The organism is Pseudomonas sp. PSE1(2024) (genome assembly GCF_050990555.1).
In the GTDB taxonomy this organism is placed as follows: Bacteria; Pseudomonadota; Gammaproteobacteria; order Pseudomonadales; family Pseudomonadaceae; genus Aquipseudomonas; species Aquipseudomonas aphyarum.
Window position 1 is genome coordinate 6,362,765 of sequence record NZ_CP158967.1, and the last position, 16,154, is coordinate 6,378,918.

Here is a 16,154-nt window from a genome sequence, read left to right on the forward strand (position 1 = left end):
GCATTTTCCGTGAACCAAAACTGGCATGGCACCCTGATTCGCCACATGCTGTTGCTGGTCACCGGCTGCCTGGTGATCGGCCTGATCACCGGCTACTACGGCTGGAGTCTGGCGGCGGGACTGGGCCTGTACCTGGCCTGGACGCTCAAGCAACTGCTGCGCCTGCACGAATGGCTGCGCCTGCACCAACCCGATGAAGCACCGCCCGACGGCTACGGCCTGTGGGGTGAGGTGTTCGACAGCATCTACCACCTGCAACGCCGCGACCAACGGGTACGCGGACGCCTGCAAGCGGTGATCGACCGCGTTCAGGAGTCCACCGCCGCGCTGAAAGACGCGGTGATCATGCTCGACAGCGACGGCAACCTGGAATGGTGGAACCGCGCCGCCGAAACCCTGCTCGGCCTCAAGACCCCGCAGGACAGCGGCCAACCGGTGACCAACCTGGTCCGCCATCCGCGCTTCAAGGAATACTTCGAGCAGGAAAGCTACGCCGAACCGCTGGAAATTCCCTCGCCGACCAACGATCGCGTACGCATCCAGCTGTACCTCACGCGCTACGGCAACAACGAACACTTGATGCTGGTGCGCGACGTCACGCGCATCCATCAACTGGAACAGATGCGCAAAGACTTCATCGCCAACGTCTCCCATGAGCTGCGCACCCCGCTGACGGTGATCTGCGGCTACCTGGAAACCCTGCTCGACAACGTCGAGGAAGTGAACCCGCGCTGGAGCCGTGCCCTGCAGCAGATGCAGCAACAGGGCGGACGCATGCAGACCCTGCTCAACGACTTGCTGCTACTGGCCAAGCTGGAAGCCACCGATTACCCGTCGGACAACCAGCCGGTGCACATCGACACTTTGTTGCAGTCAATCAAGAGCGATGCGCAGCAGTTGTCCGGTTCGAAAAATCAGCGCATCACCCTGGAAGCCGACACCAGCATTCTGCTCAAGGGCAGCGAGGCGGAACTGCGCAGTGCGTTTTCCAACCTGGTGTTCAACGCGGTCAAATACACCCCGGCCGAAGGCAATATCCGCATCCGCTGGTGGGGCGACGATCAGGGCGCACACTTGAGCGTGCAGGATTCCGGGATCGGCATCGACAGCAAACACCTGCCGCGCCTGACCGAACGCTTCTACCGCGTCGACTCCAGCCGCAACTCCAACACCGGCGGCACGGGCCTGGGTCTGGCCATCGTCAAACACGTGCTGCTGCGCCATCGCGCACGGATGGAGATCAGCAGTGTGCCCGGTCATGGCAGCACGTTCACCTGCCATTTCGCCCCGGCGCAGGTCGCTCAGGCACGGGTCATCAGCGCCGCTGAGTAATGCCGGACTAGGCAATCGCCAGGTCAGCCGCTACATTGGCTGACTTGCGCCTGCCTTTCAGGTGCGGATTTTTCTTTCTTTCGAATCACACGGAACCCGCAAAACTCCATCATGGACCCTTCCCCTGGCTTGTCCCTCGCAACAATATTCGCCGATTTCGGCATGATTCTTTTCGCTCTGATCCTGGTTTTGCTCAACGGCTTCTTCGTTGCGGCGGAATTCGCCATGGTCAAACTGCGCTCGACCCGGGTCGAAGCCATCGCTGAGCAGCACGGCTGGCGCGGGCACATCCTGCGCACGGTGCACAGTCAGCTCGATGCTTACCTCTCGGCGTGCCAGCTCGGTATCACCCTCGCCTCCCTGGGCCTTGGCTGGGTCGGCGAGCCGGCGTTCGCGCACATTCTCGAACCGCTGCTGAGCGCGGTCGGCGTGCAGTCGGCCGAAGTCGTCAAAGGCATCTCGTTCTTCACCGCGTTCTTCATCATTTCGTACCTGCACATCGTGGTCGGCGAACTCGCACCCAAATCCTGGGCGATCCGCAAACCCGAGCTGCTGTCGCTGTGGACGGCGGTGCCGCTGTACTTGTTCTACTGGGCCATGTACCCGGCGATCTACCTGCTCAACGCCAGCGCCAACACCATCCTGCGCATTGCGGGGCAAGGTGAACCCGGCCCGCATCACGAGCACCATTACAGCCGTGAAGAACTGAAACTGATCCTGCACTCCAGCCGTGGCCAGGACCCGAGCGACCAGGGCATGCGCGTGCTGGCCTCGGCGGTGGAAATGGGCGAGCTGGAAGTGGTCGACTGGGCCAACTCCCGGGAAGACCTGATCACCCTCGAATTCAACGCCCCGCTGAAAGAAATCCTGGCGATGTTCCGTCGCCACAAGTTCAGCCGTTATCCGGTGTACGACAGCGAGCGCAAGGAATTCGTCGGCCTGCTGCACATCAAGGACCTGCTGCTTGAACTGGCAGCGCTGGATCACATTCCCGAGTCGTTCAACCTCGCCGAACTGACCCGTCCTCTGGAGCGCGTCTCCCGGCACATGCCGCTGTCGCAGCTGCTGGAACAGTTCCGCAAGGGCGGCTCGCACTTCGCCGTGGTCGAAGAGGCCGATGGCAACATCATCGGCTACCTGACCATGGAAGACGTGCTGGAAGTGCTGGTCGGCGATATCCAGGACGAACACCGCAAGGCCGAACGCGGCATCCTCGCCTACCAGCCGGGCAAGTTGCTGGTACGGGGCGATACGCCGCTGTTCAAGGTCGAGCGCCTGCTGGGTATCGACCTGGACCACATCGAAGCCGAAACCCTCGCCGGGCTGATCTACGAAACCCTGAAACGGGTACCGGAAGAGGAAGAAGTGCTGGAGGTCGAAGGCCTGCGGATCATCATCAAGAAGATGAAAGGTCCGAAGATCATTCTGGCCAAGGTGCTGATGCTCGACTGACGGGGTTTACTGCTTGCCCAACGCAAAGTTGGGCAACGCCCCCAGCGGCTGGTTGAACTGATACGGAATCGACACCAGCCCCATCCCGGTGTTGCGCTGCACCACAAAGTGCAGGTGCGGGCCGCTGCTGTTGCCGGTGTTGCCGGACAGCGCCAGCGGACTGCCCACCGCCACTCGCTGCCCTTCGCGCACACTCACCGATCCTTGCTTGAGATGCAGGTACACGCCCATCGTGCCGTCGTCGTGCAGTATCCGCACGAAGTTACCGGAGGGATCGGTGCCACGCCCGTTCTGGGAATTCTCGGTCTTCACTACCACCCCGGCTCGCGCCGCAATGATCGGCGTACCGACCGGCATGGCAATGTCCATCGCGTATTTGTTCTTCGGCCCGAAGTGGCTGTAATCGCCATTGGCGCCCTGGCTGAGGCGGAACGGCCCGCCACGCCACGGAAACGGATAGCGATAGCCCTGTGCGGCGCCAGCGGGGTCACCGAGGGAATACTGGAACATGGGCGTGTACACCAGCGGCTTGCCACCGGACACCGCCGTCAGCAGCGCCAGCCGCGTATTGCTGCGCGCCGGCAGCACCCGGCGGATCGTTTGCGCCGGCGCGCCACGCACGTTGCTCATCCCGGTAAACGCCAGCGCCACCTCGACCGGCGCGTACAGGTCGTTGCGCACGAACACCACGTCCGCGCCCTTCTGCTTCTTGATGTCGAGATAGACCTGGCGCTCCAGGCGCTCGACCATCCGGTCCTGAAACACGAACACCTGGGAGCCTTTGCTCGGACGGTCGCTGTACGAAACCACTCCGTTGGCATCGGTGGATTTGTAGATCGTCATGGCCACAGTCGAGGTGGAGGCCATGAACAGACCACAGAAAAACAGCAGGCGCAGGGGCATGGGCAAAAGTTCTGTCGAGTAAGGCCTGGAATGAGCCTAGCAGCTGAAGCAGACCAGGCTAGTCGACAGATGTTTCAAATTGGGCAACGCGAGAGATGGATGGTGCTTTTGATGCCCCATCGCCAGCAGGCTGGCTCCCACAAGTTCGGTGTGAACCCTGTGGGAGCCCGCCTGCTGGCGATGGCGGACGGTCAGGCGACGAAGATTACGCGCCCGGAACGAAGTGCTTCTGCGCCGTGCCGCGGGCGATCAGGCGGGAGATGTAGTCGAGCTTCTGCGCGTCCTGGTCGACGAAGCGGAAGGTCAGTTGCAGCCAGTCGCTGTCGGGTTTCGGCTCGTGGGCGACGACGGCGTGCAGGTAGCCGTTGAGGCGGGCGATTTCGGCGTTGTCGCCCTGCTCCAGATCGAGCACGGCGCTGTCGAGGATCTGCGGCAGGGTGTCGGTGCGTTTCACCACCAACAGCGCTTCCTTGATGCTCAGGGCCTTGATCACGCATTGCTGGGTGCCGCTCGGCAGGCGCAGCTGACCCTGGCCACGACCGCCGGCCGGAGCGCTGGAGGCTGCCGGAGCTTTCACCGGCGGGCTGTTGAGCAGGCCACGCTGTGGCGCGGCGGCAGGTGCCGGGGCCGCAGCGGCAGGCTTGGCAAACGGATTCACAGCCGCAGCGGTCGGTGCGGAACCGACCACGGCAGCCTTGCCGCCGGTCAACGCACTCAGGGAGTCGTTACCGAATGCCGAGTTCATCTTGGTCGGGGCGCTGTTCATCAGGGTGTCGAGCTTGCCGACCTTGTTCAGGGCCTGCTTGACCTTGGTCAGCAGTTGCTCGTTGGTGAACGGCTTGCTGACGTAACCGGTGACACCGGCCTGGATCGCCTGCACGACGTTTTCCTTGTCGCCCCGGCTGGTGACCATGATGAACGGCATGGTCTTGAGGTTGTCCTGCTCACGGCACCAGGTCAGCAGTTCGAGGCCGGACATTTCCGGCATTTCCCAGTCGCACAGCACCAGGTCGAAAGCTTCCTTGGCCAGCATGGCCTGGGCCTTCTTGCCGTTGATGGCGTCCTCGGTGCGGATCCCCGGGAAGTAATTACGCAGGCACTTTTTCACCAGGTCACGAATGAACGATGCATCGTCCACGACCAACACACTGATCTTGCTCATCCAACACCCCTATTAAAATCCCGGCAAGCATAACGCTGGCTGATGGCACATTGCCAAAACTCTTCAGTCACGCCGGGACTTTTCGTTCGCGGGTGCTGCTTTTTAATTCGCTTCTGCCCATGAAAAGCAGAAACAAAAACGCCCGGCCAAAGGGCCGGGCGCTTTTCTCAGGCAATCTTACTTATCGTCAGCATCGCCCGGAACATTAGCGGTTTCGCCACTTGTCCCTTCAACTTCTTCCTTCATGCGCTTGAGGCCCATGTGGCGCACATCGGTGCCGCGCACCAGGTAAATCACAAGCTCCGAGATGTTGCGCGCGTGGTCGCCGATCCGCTCCAGCGAACGCAGCACCCAGATAATGCTCAAGACCCGCGAGATAGAGCGCGGGTCTTCCATCATGTAAGTCGCCAGCTCACGCAGGGCGGTCTTGTATTCGCGGTCGATGATCTTGTCGTACTGCGCCACCGACAGCGCCAGATCGGCGTCGAAACGGGCAAAGGCGTCCAGCGCATCGCGGACCATGTTGCGCACCTGGTCGCCGATGTGACGCACTTCGACATAACCGCGCGGCGCTTCGCCTTCTTCGCACAACTGGATTGCACGGCGGGCGATCTTGGTCGCTTCGTCACCGATGCGCTCCAGGTCGATCACCGACTTGGAGATGCTGATGATCAGACGCAGGTCGGAGGCCGCCGGCTGACGACGGGCCAGAATGCGCAGGCATTCTTCGTCGATGTTGCGTTCCATCTGGTTGATCTGGTCGTCGATCTCGCGCACTTGCTGGGCCAGGCCCGAGTCGGCCTCGATCAGCGCGGTGACCGCGTCGTTGACCTGCTTCTCGACCAGCCCGCCCATGGCCAGCAGGTGGCTGCGCACTTCTTCCAGTTCGGCGTTGAACTGCGCGGAAATGTGATGGGTAAGGCCTTCTTTACTAATCATGTTGGCGTCCTTGGAGCGTCCGGTAAGGTGCGGCGGGCCGCAGCGTCAATTCTGTGAATAACCCGCAACTGTCAGCCGTAACGACCGGTGATGTAGTCTTCGGTCTGCTTCTTGGCCGGATTGGTGAACAGGGTATCGGTGTCGCCGAATTCCACCAGTTTGCCCATGTACATGAACGCCGTGTAGTCGGACACCCGCGCCGCCTGCTGCATGTTGTGGGTCACGATGACGATGGTGAACTTGGATTTGAGCTCGTAGATCAGCTCTTCGACTTTCAGGGTCGAGATCGGGTCGAGGGCCGAGCACGGTTCGTCGAGCAGTAGCACTTCCGGTTCCACGGCGATGGTACGGGCGATCACCAGACGCTGTTGCTGACCACCGGACAGACCGAGGGCCGAGTCATGCAGACGGTCTTTCACTTCGTCCCACAGGGCCGCGCCTTTCAACGCCCACTCGACGGCTTCGTCGAGGATGCGCTTCTTGTTGATGCCCTGGATGCGCAGGCCGTAGACCACGTTTTCGTAGATGGTCTTCGGGAACGGGTTAGGCTTCTGGAACACCATGCCGACCCGGCGACGCAGCTCGGCCACGTCTTCGCCCTTGCGGTAGATGTTGTTGCCGTACAGGTTGATCGCGCCTTCGACGCGGCAGCCGTCCACCAGGTCGTTCATGCGGTTGAAGGTCCGCAGCAGCGTGGACTTGCCGCAGCCGGACGGGCCGATGAAGGCGGTCACGCGCTGTTTCGGAATGTTCATGCTGACATCGAACAGCGCTTGTTTCTCGCCGTAGTAGAGGCTCAGGCCCGGCACTTCGATGGCCACGGTTTCCTGCTCGAGGTTCAGGCTCTGCTTGTCGCGGCCCAGGGCAGACATGTTGATGCCGTGGGTATGTGTTTCGTGCTGCATGGGAGATCCCCTGTGCTAACAAATTCGGTTCGGTTGGCTGTCGGGATACAGGCCGGCAGCCCTTCAATTCTTGTGACGGCGATCAGCTGTCCAGCGACTTGTACTTCTCGCGCAGGTGGTTACGGATGTACACCGCCGACAGGTTCAGGGTGGCGATTACCAGCACCAGCAACAGCGCCGTGGCGTACACCAGCGGCCGCGCGGCCTCGACGTTCGGGCTCTGGAAGCCGACGTCGTAGATGTGGAAGCCCAGGTGCATGATCTTCTGATCCAGGTGCAGGTACGGGTAGTTGCCGTCCACCGGCAGCGACGGCGCCAGTTTCACCACACCCACGAGCATCAGCGGCGCCACTTCACCGGCGGCGCGAGCCACGGCGAGGATCATGCCGGTCATCATGGCCGGGCTGGCCATCGGCAGAACGATCTTCCACAGGGTTTCAGCCTTGGTCGCGCCCAGAGCCAGCGAGCCCTCACGCACGGTGCGAGGAATACGCGCCAGACCTTCTTCAGTTGCCACGATCACCACCGGCACCGCCAGCAGCGCCAGAGTCAACGACGCCCAGAGCAGACCTGGCGTACCGAAGGTCGGTGCCGGCAGCGCTTCCGGGAAGAACAGACGGTCGAGCGAGCCACCCAGCACGTAGACGAAGAAGCCCAGACCGAACACGCCGTAAACAATCGCCGGAACACCCGCCAGGTTGTTCACCGCGATCCGGATAACCCGGGTCAGGGTGTTCTGCTTGGCGTATTCACGCAGGTACACCGCCGCCAGCACGCCGAACGGGGTCACGATCATCGCCATGATCAGGGTCATCATCACGGTGCCGAAGATCGCCGGGAAAATCCCGCCTTCGGTGTTCGCTTCACGCGGGTCGTCGGACAGGAATTCCCAGACCTTGCTGAAGTAGAAACCGATCTTGGTGAACGTACCCATCGCGTTCGGCTGGTAGGCGTGAACCACTTTGCCCAGGCCGATTTCGATTTCCTTGCCGTTCGCATCACGAGCGGTCAAGGCGTCACGGTTGAACTGCGCGTGCAGGTCGGCCAGACGGGCTTCGATGTCCTGATAGCGAGCGTTCAGCTCGGCGCGCTCGGCGTCCATGTCCGCCTGGGCAGCCGGGTCGAGTTTGCCTTCCAGTTCCAGCTTGCGACCGTGCAGACGGATGCGCTCGAGGCCGGCGTTGATCGCGCCGATGTCGGTTTTTTCCAGCGACTTGAGCTGCGAGGCGAGGCCGTTCACACGGTTGATCCGCGCTTGCAGCTCAGGCCAGGCGGCTTCGCCTTCGGCGATCACCTTGCCGTCCTGTTTGACGTTGACCAGGTAGCCGTAGAAGTTGCCCCACTCACGACGCTCCAGCGCCATCAGTTCCACCGGCGTGGTCTGGTTGGTCAGCCACTCGCCGACGATCCAGGTGAAGTCGTTGCCGTTCAGGTCACGGTTGCCGACCTTGATCAACTCGCGGGTCATGAATTCCGGACCTTCGTCCGGCACCGGCAGGCCGGCGCTCTTCAGACGGGCGCGCGGCACTTCTTCTTTCTGCACCACTTCGCCCACGACCAGATGCTGGCCCTGGCCCGGTACGTCATAGCTGGCGTGGATCAGATCCGCCGGCCAGAAGTGACCCAGACCGCGCACGGCGATTACCGCCAGCAGGCCAATGGTCATGATGACCGCGATGGACACCGCGCCACCGCTGATCCAGACGCCCGGGGCGCCGCTCTTGAACCATCCTTTCAGGGAGTTCTGTTTCACAGACTTCTACCTTTGCTTAAAGCGACGAGTATTTCTTGCGCAGACGCTGACGAATCAGTTCCGCGAGGGTGTTCATGACGAAGGTGAACAACAGCAGCACCAGCGCCGAGAGGAACAGCACGCGGTAGTGGCTGCCGCCGACTTCCGACTCCGGCATTTCCACCGCGACGTTGGCAGCCAGGGTGCGCAGGCCTTCGAACAGGTTCATTTCCATGACCGGGGTGTTGCCGGTGGCCATCAGCACGATCATGGTTTCGCCGACCGCACGGCCCATGCCGATCATCAGCGCCGAGAAGATGCCCGGGCTGGCGGTCAGGATCACCACGCGAGTCATGGTCTGCCACGGCGTGGCACCGAGGGCCAGCGAGCCCAGGGTCAGGCCGCGCGGCACACTGAACACGGCGTCTTCGGCGATCGAGTAGATGTTCGGGATCACCGCAAAACCCATGGCCAGACCGACCACCAGAGCGTTGCGCTGGTCGTAGGTGATGCCCAGGTCGTGGGAGATCCACATGCGCATGTCACCGCCAAAGAACCAGTTCTCCATGAACGGGCTCATGTACAGCGACAGCCAGCCCACGAACAGGATCACCGGGATCAGCAGTGCACTTTCCCAGCCGTCCGGGACTTTCAGGCGGATCGATTCAGGCAGACGGCTGAAGGTGAAACCGGCGATCAGGATGCCGATCGGCAGCAACATCAGCAGGCTGAAGATGCCCGGCAGATGCCCTTCCACGTATGGCGCGAGGAACAGGCCGGCGAAGAAACCGAGGATCACCGTCGGCATCGCTTCCATCAGCTCGATCACCGGTTTGACCTTGCGGCGCATGCCCGGGGCCATGAAGTACGCGGTGTAGATCGCAGCGGCGACGGCCAGGGGTGCAGCCAGCAGCATCGCGTAGAACGCGGCTTTCAGGGTGCCGAAGGTCAGTGGCGAAAGGCTCAGTTTCGGTTCGAAATCGGTGTTGGCCGCAGTCGATTGCCAGACGTATTTAGGCTCGTCGTAGTTCTCGTACCAGACCTTGCTCCACAACGCGCTCCACGAGACTTCCGGGTGCGGGTTGTCGAGCAGCAGCGGTTGCAGCTTGCCGCCGGCTTCGACGATTACGCGGTTGGCGCGCGGCGACAGGCCGAACAGTCCTTGGCCTTCGACGACTTGATCGACCAGCAAGGTGCGATGCGCCGTGCTGTGGAACACGCCGAGCTTGCCGCTGGCATCCAGGGCCAGGAAGCCCTTGCGACGTTCCTCGGCGGAAATTTCAACGATCGGCGTGGTGCCCATCTGGAAGGTGCGGATCTGCTTCAGGCGCAGCTCACCGTCGGTATCGCGGGCCATGAACCACTGGGCCAGGCCACCTTTGGAGTCACCGACGATCAGCGAGATGCCACCGACCAGTTGCGTGGTCGCAGTGACTTCAGCGTCAGCGTTTTCCAGCAGTTTGTAGCGACCGTTGAGGCTCTTGTCACGCAGGCTGAACACGTCGGCCTGGGCACGCCCGTTGACCACGTACAGCCACTGCTGACGCGGGTCGACGAAGATGTTTTTCACCGGCTCGGTCATCTGCGGCAGATCGATACGCTTCTGCTCGTTGGTGACTTCGCCGGTCATCATGTTTTCTTCGCTGGTCAGCGACAGCACATTGAGTTGCGAACCGGTGGAGCCGACCAGCATCAGGGTCGAATCGGTGGCGTTGAGGCTGACGTGCTCCAGCGCACCGCCGCTTTCGTTCAGCGCGATCGGTGCATCGCCGTACGGATACTCGATGGCCGGGGTGATGGTTTTCTTGCCATCCGGGTAGCTGACTTTATAAGTGTGACGGAACACCAGCGCCTGACCGTTGGACAGGCCCACGGCCACCAGCGGATGGCCCGGCTGGTCTTCGCCGATGGAGGTCACACTGGCGCCTGCCGGCAAAGGCAGATCGACGCGCTTCAATTCAGCGCCACTGTCGATGTCGAAGAACAGCGCCTGGCCCTTGTCGGAAACGCGCATGGCCACCTGATTCTGCTCTTCGAGCGAAATCATCAGCGGCTTGCCGGCGTCCTGCATCCAGGCCGGGGTGATTGCATCTTTCGCGCTCAGGTCAGCACCTTTGAACAGCGGCGCGACCACGTAGGCGAGGAAAAAGAAGATCAGGGTGATGGCTGCCAGCACCGCCAGACCGCCGACGAGGACGTACCAGCGGGTGAAGCGATCCTTGAGCGCGCGAATGCGGCGCTTGCGTTGCAACTCAGGCGTATTGAAGTCAATGCGCTTGGGAGGGTTCGTAGTCATTTTGGAATTGGCCAGATCATTCATGCGCACACCCTAGCGATCCTGTATGACAGAAAGATGACAATGCAGTGACGCACCAAATCCGCCGCCAGCAGGGCACTGGCAGTGGATAGAAGAATTCGGGGAGTGTGGGGGCCGGGCCGCTTGCGGGCCGGGCCCCACACGTGAGTCAGGCGGGGTTCACCCCTGACTCAGTTTGTTACTTTTTTGCGACTTCAGCGCCGCCTTCCTGCAGACCCAGGTCAGCCAGTGCTTTTGCAGCAACCTTGGCTGGCAGCGGGATGTAGCCGTCTTTCACTACCACTTCCTGGCCCTGTTTCGACAGAACCAGTTTCACGAACTCGGCTTCCAGCGGGGCCAGAGGCTTGTTCGGGGCTTTGTTGACGTACACGTACAGGAAACGCGACAGCGGGTACTTGCCGTTCAGGGCGTTTTCTTCGGTGTCTTCGATGAAGTCAGTGCTGCCCTTCTTCGACAGAGCAACGGTTTTCACGCTGGCGGTCTTGTAGCCGATGCCCGAGTAACCGATGCCGTTCAGCGAGGAGCTGATCGACTGCACGACCGAAGCCGAGCCTGGTTGTTCGTTGACGTTAGGCTTGTAGTCGCCTTTGCACAGGGCTTCTTCCTTGAAGTAGCCGTAGGTGCCGGATACCGAGTTGCGACCGAACAGTTGAACCGGCTTGTTGGCCAGGTCGCCGGTCACGCCCAGGTCACCCCAGGTTTTCACGTCGGTCTTGGCGCCGCACAGACGGGTGGACGAGAAGATCGCGTCAACCTGTTCCATGGTCAGGTGCTGGATCGGGTTGTCCTTGTGTACGAAGACAGCCAGGGCGTCCACGGCAACCGGGATGGCGGTTGGCTTGTAGCCGTATTTCTGTTCGAAGGCTGCCAGTTCGGTGTCCTTCATCTTGCGGCTCATCGGGCCCAGGTTGGAGGTGCCTTCAGTCAGCGCAGGTGGCGCGGTGGCGGAGCCAGCGGCCTGAATCTGGATGTTTACGTTCGGGTATTCTTTTTTGTAGTTCTCAGCCCAGAGGGTCATGAGGTTGGCCAGGGTATCGGAGCCGACGCTGGACAGGTTGCCCGACACACCAGTGGTCTTGGTGTAGCTCGGGATAGCAGGGTCAACAGCGGCAACCGCGTTGGCAGTCGCAACGCCAGCAGCGACAAAAGTCATTGCCGCCATCAAACGCTTCAGTTTCATGCCTTACTCCTAGCAGATAGGGTGTGTTAAGTCGGGGCCAAGTATCAGCAGGCCGTGTGAACACTCTATGGCTGAAATATGACAATTGGATGAAAGGCCAGCATCCCTGTCGGAAGGCTGGCCTTTCAGTTGTAACCGCAAGTGTGAAGGTGGTTTAGCGACCTTTGCTCCAGAGCCACGCGCCGACCAGGATCCCCATCCCGCACAGCACCGCCACATAGTAGGCAGGCCCCATCGCGCTTTCTTTCAGCAGCAGGCTGACCACCATCGGGGTCAGGCCGCCGAAGATGGCGTAAGCAACGTTATAAGAGAAGGACAGACCGCTGAAGCGCACCACCGGCGGGAACGCTTTGACCATCACATAAGGCACCGCGCCGATGGTGCCGACCAGGAAACCGGTCAGCGCATACAGCGGGAACAGCCAGTTCGGGTGATCGGCGAGGCTGTGATAGAAGGTCCAGGAACTGGCCAGCAAACCCAGGCAACCGAACACGAACACGCGACCGGCACCGAAGCGATCGGCCAGCGCGCCGGAAATGATGCAGCCGAAGCTCAGGAACACGATCGCCAGGCTATTGGATTGCAACGCGGTGGTCGGCGAGAAGTGATAGACCGTTTGCAGCACGGTCGGGGTCATCAGGATCACCACGACGATGCCGGCGGACAGCAACCAGGTCAGCAGCATCGAGACTGCAATCGCCCCGCGATGGTCACGCAGCACCGCGCGCAGCGGCACTTCTTCGGCCAGCGCCTTGCGTTGTTGCAGTTCGGCGAACACCGGGGTCTCGTGCAGCCAGCGGCGCAGGTAAACCGAGAACAGACCGAACACGCCGCCGAGCAGGAACGGAATCCGCCAGGCGTAATCCGAAACTTCCGTTTGCGTATAAATGCTGTTGATCGCGGTGGCGACCAGCGAGCCGAGCAGGATGCCCGCCGTCAGGCCGCTAGTCAGGGTGCCGCAGGCGTAGCCGATGTGCTTGCCGGGTACGTGTTCGGAAACGAAGACCCAAGCCCCCGGCACCTCACCGCCAATCGCTGCGCCCTGGATGACGCGCATCAACAGCAGCAGGATCGGCGCCCACATGCCGATCTGCGCGTAGGTCGGCAGCAGGCCCATGATCAGGGTCGGCACGGCCATCATGAAAATGCTCAGGGTGAACATCTTCTTGCGTCCCAGCAGGTCGCCGAAGTGCGCCATGACGATCCCGCCCAGCGGCCGTGCGAGGTAGCCGGCGGCGAAGATGCCGAAGGTCTGCATCAGACGCAGCCACTCGGGCATGTCGGCCGGGAAGAACAATTTGCCGACCACGGTGGCGAAGAACACGAAGATGATGAAATCGTAGAACTCCAGCGCGCCCCCCAGGGCCGAAAGCGACAGAGTCTTGTAGTCATTGCGGGTCAACGGTCGTGCGGGTTGGTCGGGCTGCGCGAGGCTCGAGGGCGCTGTGGTCATGGCAAGGTCTTCTCTTATAGTCGGATCTGCCGCCACAACAACGCTGGCTGTGGCTCGGGCAGGTTCGGCACCATAGCAAATTGTTCGAAAAAGCACATAGAGGCGCGTATTTGCCGGTCGAAATCAGAACCGGACGGTCGTCGCGGAGTCTACCGACCGATATACTCGCAACCTTGCTCCGGTTTGTAAGGGGTTGCTGTGCGAAAACGTCGTTGGCCCGACCCTTGCTCGGGATTAGCCGGTTTCGCAGAGTTTCTCCTTAGGCGCCTGATGGAAAACGTGACGAACGTAGTATGTTCGGTGCTGAATCGTTTTTCCCGAAGACGGCTACCACCAGCAATACCCAACGAAGAGTCACGGGTCAGAGGCACCCCCGGCATGATAGAGCTCGAACAAGAAGATCCGATCCCGCAAGGCGACCTGGCCCTGCAAATCACCGCGCTTCCCCGCGAAACCAACGGCTTCGGCGATATTTTCGGCGGCTGGCTGGTGGCGCAGATGGACCTGGCCGGCACTGCCATGGCCAGCCGTGTTGCCGGTGGCCGTGTTGCGACAGTGGCCATTGATCGCATGGCGTTTCTGGTGCCGGTGGCTGTCGGCGCGCAATTGTCCTTTTATACCCAGACCCTGGAAATCGGCCGCAGCTCGATCCAGATGATGGTCGAGGTGTGGAGCGACGATCCGCTGTCCAGCGAGTGGCGTAAAGTGACCGAAGCGGTGTTCGTGTTCGTCGCCATCGATGGCAGCGGCCGCACCCGTTCGGTTCCGCCACGCGCACGTTAAACCTCGCGGCCGTTTCACGGTCGATAGTCGTCCAAGTTGCTGATCGAGAGTTGTCCCATGAACACGCCCAACGTTGAAGCCGTGAAACTGGATGAACTGAACTGCTGGCGCATCCGCCACGGTCAGGCCGAAGTGCTGGTGGCCCAGCAAGGCGCGCACATCCTCAGTTATCAGGTGGACGGCCAGCCGCCACTGATCTGGCTGAACGACAAGGCCGTGTTCAAGACCGGCAAGAGCATCCGCGCCGGCGTGCCGGTGTGCTGGCCGTGGTTCGGCGTCTTCGCCCGCAACCCGCAGAGCGTGCAGGCAATGCGCGTCAGCGAAGAACCGGCCGCCGCCCACGGGTTTGTCCGGGCGATGGATTGGGAACTGGGCGGCATCGAAACCGAAGGTGAAAGCCTCAAGGTTGAGTTCAAGCTGCCCTACCCCGAAGGTGGCTTTCCGGGCTGGCCGCATCAGGTCGACCTGACCCTGACCCTGCGCCTCGACGATCAGTTGCACATCAGCCTGACCAGCCACAACCGTGGTGCCGACACCGTCAGCATCAGCCAGGCGCTGCACAGCTATTTCGCGGTCAGCGATGTGCGCAACGTGCGCGTCGAAGGCGTCGATGGCCTGGATTACATCGAGACCCTGGACGACTGGAAGACTCACACCCAGCAAGGCGACCTTCGTTTTGCCGGGGAGACCGACCGTATCTACCTCGACGCTCCACCGCAACTGAACATCGTCGATCCGGCCTGGGAACGGCGCATCGTGCTGACCGCCAGCGGTTCACGTACGGCGGTGATCTGGAACCCGTGGATCGACCGCGCCGCTGCGCTCAGCGACATGGACAACGATGGCTGGCAGCGCATGCTCTGCATCGAAACCGCGAATGTGATGGACGACGTGGTGAACCTGGCACCGGATGCCAGCCACACCATGGGTGTCAGCGTCGGCAGCAAGCCGCTCTGAAAACAAAAAACGCAGCCCTGAGGCTGCGTTTTTTTTGCGGGTCTGAATTACAGATCCGATTCCTGCACCACCCGCACCTTGTCCGCCTCCAGCGCATACGCCGCGTCGGCCAGATCATTGCTGACCTTCTCGATCTTCAGCGTGCCGGTCACCCACAGCGGCGTGTAGATGTCATCCAGCTTCAAGCCTTTCGGATAACGCACCAGCACCAGTTGATTCGGCGGCGGTGGCGGCACGTGGATGCACGCGCCCGGGTACGGCACGAGGAAGAACAGCGTGCTGCGGCCCTTGGCGTCGGACTCCAGCGGCACTGGATAACCACCGATGCGGATGTGTTTGTCGTTCATCGACGCCACGGTCTTGGTCGAATACATCACCGCCGGCAAACCTTTGGCCTGCTTCATCCCGCCTTTCTGGGTGAAGGTGCCGGTGGCTTCCGGGGAGTTGTGGTCGATTTCAGGCATTGCCTCGAGGGCTTTCTGATCCGACTTGGGCATCAGTTCCAACCAGTCGGTTTCCGGCAGTTCGCCGGCGTGGGCCAGACCGCTGCCCAGCAAAAGGAGAGTCAACAGAAGACGGCGCATGAAGGTGCTCGGTAAAGGATGCTCGAAAAGGGAGGGGACGCTGAATCGCCGAGCATTCTAGCCCTCCCCGCCGGATTGGCGGAGAGGACTTTGTCGCTTTGAATCAGTTCTTTTTGATCAGGCCGTAGATCACCAGCAATACGATGGCGCCAACCAGCGCACCGATGAAACCTGCGCCCTGACCCGCCTGATAAATGCCCAGGGCCTGGCCGCCATAAGTGGCTGCCAGCGAACCGCCGATACCGAGCAGGATGGTCATGATCCAGCCCATGCTGTCATCGCCCGGTTTCAGGAACCGCGCCAGCAGGCCGACGATGAGGCCGATAAAGATGGTTCCGATAATTCCCATGGCATTTCCCTCTGAATAGTAGATATGCGAAAGCCTAGTCAGACTTTCGCATCCTGCCATGAGAGAACGGCGGCCCCTTAATGGTTCCGCCGCTGCCAGATGAAAC

Annotated in this window: 14 protein-coding genes; 4 read left to right on the plus strand and 10 right to left on the minus strand. The window is 61.3% G+C overall.

The features are described from left to right. The first annotated feature begins 45 nt into the window (after positions 1 to 45). Positions 46 to 1,332: a phosphate regulon sensor histidine kinase PhoR gene (gene phoR / locus ABTV87_RS29120; protein WP_218887987.1), complete on the plus strand. Its 1,287-nt coding sequence runs from the start codon at positions 46 to 48 to the stop codon at positions 1,330 to 1,332. Between the two features lie 111 nt (positions 1,333 to 1,443). Then, a complete protein-coding gene (locus ABTV87_RS29125; protein ID WP_007954342.1) occupies positions 1,444 to 2,784 on the plus strand; it encodes a hemolysin family protein in 1,341 nt (446 codons plus the stop codon). A 6-nt stretch (positions 2,785 to 2,790) separates the two neighbouring features. Here ABTV87_RS29125 and ABTV87_RS29130 read toward each other — a convergent pair whose 3' ends face one another. From ABTV87_RS29130 to ABTV87_RS29165, 8 genes are all read right to left on the minus strand, one after another. Further along, positions 2,791 to 3,687 (minus strand): peptidoglycan DD-metalloendopeptidase family protein, encoded by an 897-nt coding sequence (locus ABTV87_RS29130; protein WP_007954336.1) that lies wholly within the window; start codon positions 3,685 to 3,687, stop codon positions 2,791 to 2,793. A 205-nt stretch (positions 3,688 to 3,892) separates the two neighbouring features. Then, positions 3,893 to 4,849: a response regulator gene (locus ABTV87_RS29135; RefSeq protein ID WP_064379783.1), complete on the minus strand. Its 957-nt coding sequence runs from the start codon at positions 4,847 to 4,849 to the stop codon at positions 3,893 to 3,895. A gap of 177 nt (positions 4,850 to 5,026) precedes the next feature. Further along, complete coding sequence (gene phoU, locus ABTV87_RS29140; RefSeq protein ID WP_007954334.1) at positions 5,027 to 5,788, minus strand: phosphate signaling complex protein PhoU; 762 nt, start codon at positions 5,786 to 5,788, stop codon at positions 5,027 to 5,029. A 71-nt stretch (positions 5,789 to 5,859) separates the two neighbouring features. After that, the gene (gene pstB, locus ABTV87_RS29145; protein WP_007954333.1) at positions 5,860 to 6,693 is read right to left on the minus strand and encodes a phosphate ABC transporter ATP-binding protein PstB; all 834 of its coding nucleotides are present in this window, start codon (positions 6,691 to 6,693) and stop codon (positions 5,860 to 5,862) included. An 82-nt stretch (positions 6,694 to 6,775) separates the two neighbouring features. Continuing rightward, positions 6,776 to 8,446, minus strand: coding sequence for a phosphate ABC transporter permease PstA (gene pstA / locus ABTV87_RS29150; RefSeq protein ID WP_433898755.1), 1,671 nt, complete (start codon positions 8,444 to 8,446; stop codon positions 6,776 to 6,778). A 16-nt stretch (positions 8,447 to 8,462) separates the two neighbouring features. Then, complete coding sequence (locus tag ABTV87_RS29155) at positions 8,463 to 10,496, minus strand: ABC transporter permease subunit (RefSeq protein WP_207986163.1); 2,034 nt, start codon at positions 10,494 to 10,496, stop codon at positions 8,463 to 8,465. Between the two features lie 424 nt (positions 10,497 to 10,920). Continuing rightward, positions 10,921 to 11,922, minus strand: a complete 1,002-nt coding sequence (locus ABTV87_RS29160) for a phosphate ABC transporter substrate-binding protein PstS (protein WP_007954316.1) — start codon at positions 11,920 to 11,922, stop codon at positions 10,921 to 10,923. Between the two features lie 154 nt (positions 11,923 to 12,076). Beyond that, on the minus strand, positions 12,077 to 13,375 hold the full coding sequence (locus ABTV87_RS29165; RefSeq protein WP_085606203.1) for an MFS transporter: 1,299 nt from the start codon (positions 13,373 to 13,375) through the stop codon (positions 12,077 to 12,079). 378 nt (positions 13,376 to 13,753) lie between these two features. Between ABTV87_RS29165 and ABTV87_RS29170 the strand changes: the two genes are divergently transcribed. Next, entirely contained in the window at positions 13,754 to 14,158 is a 405-nt protein-coding gene (locus ABTV87_RS29170; protein WP_003229628.1) for an acyl-CoA thioesterase, read from the plus strand. Between the two features lie 57 nt (positions 14,159 to 14,215). Then, on the plus strand, positions 14,216 to 15,115 hold the full coding sequence (locus ABTV87_RS29175) for a D-hexose-6-phosphate mutarotase (protein WP_433898756.1): 900 nt from the start codon (positions 14,216 to 14,218) through the stop codon (positions 15,113 to 15,115). 47 nt (positions 15,116 to 15,162) lie between these two features. Here ABTV87_RS29175 and ABTV87_RS29180 read toward each other — a convergent pair whose 3' ends face one another. Next, positions 15,163 to 15,699 (minus strand): DUF3299 domain-containing protein, encoded by a 537-nt coding sequence (locus ABTV87_RS29180; RefSeq protein ID WP_064379774.1) that lies wholly within the window; start codon positions 15,697 to 15,699, stop codon positions 15,163 to 15,165. Positions 15,700 to 15,802: 103 nt separating this feature from the next. Beyond that, on the minus strand, positions 15,803 to 16,048 hold the full coding sequence (locus tag ABTV87_RS29185) for a GlsB/YeaQ/YmgE family stress response membrane protein (protein WP_003229635.1): 246 nt from the start codon (positions 16,046 to 16,048) through the stop codon (positions 15,803 to 15,805). Between the last annotated feature and the right edge of the window lie 106 nt (positions 16,049 to 16,154).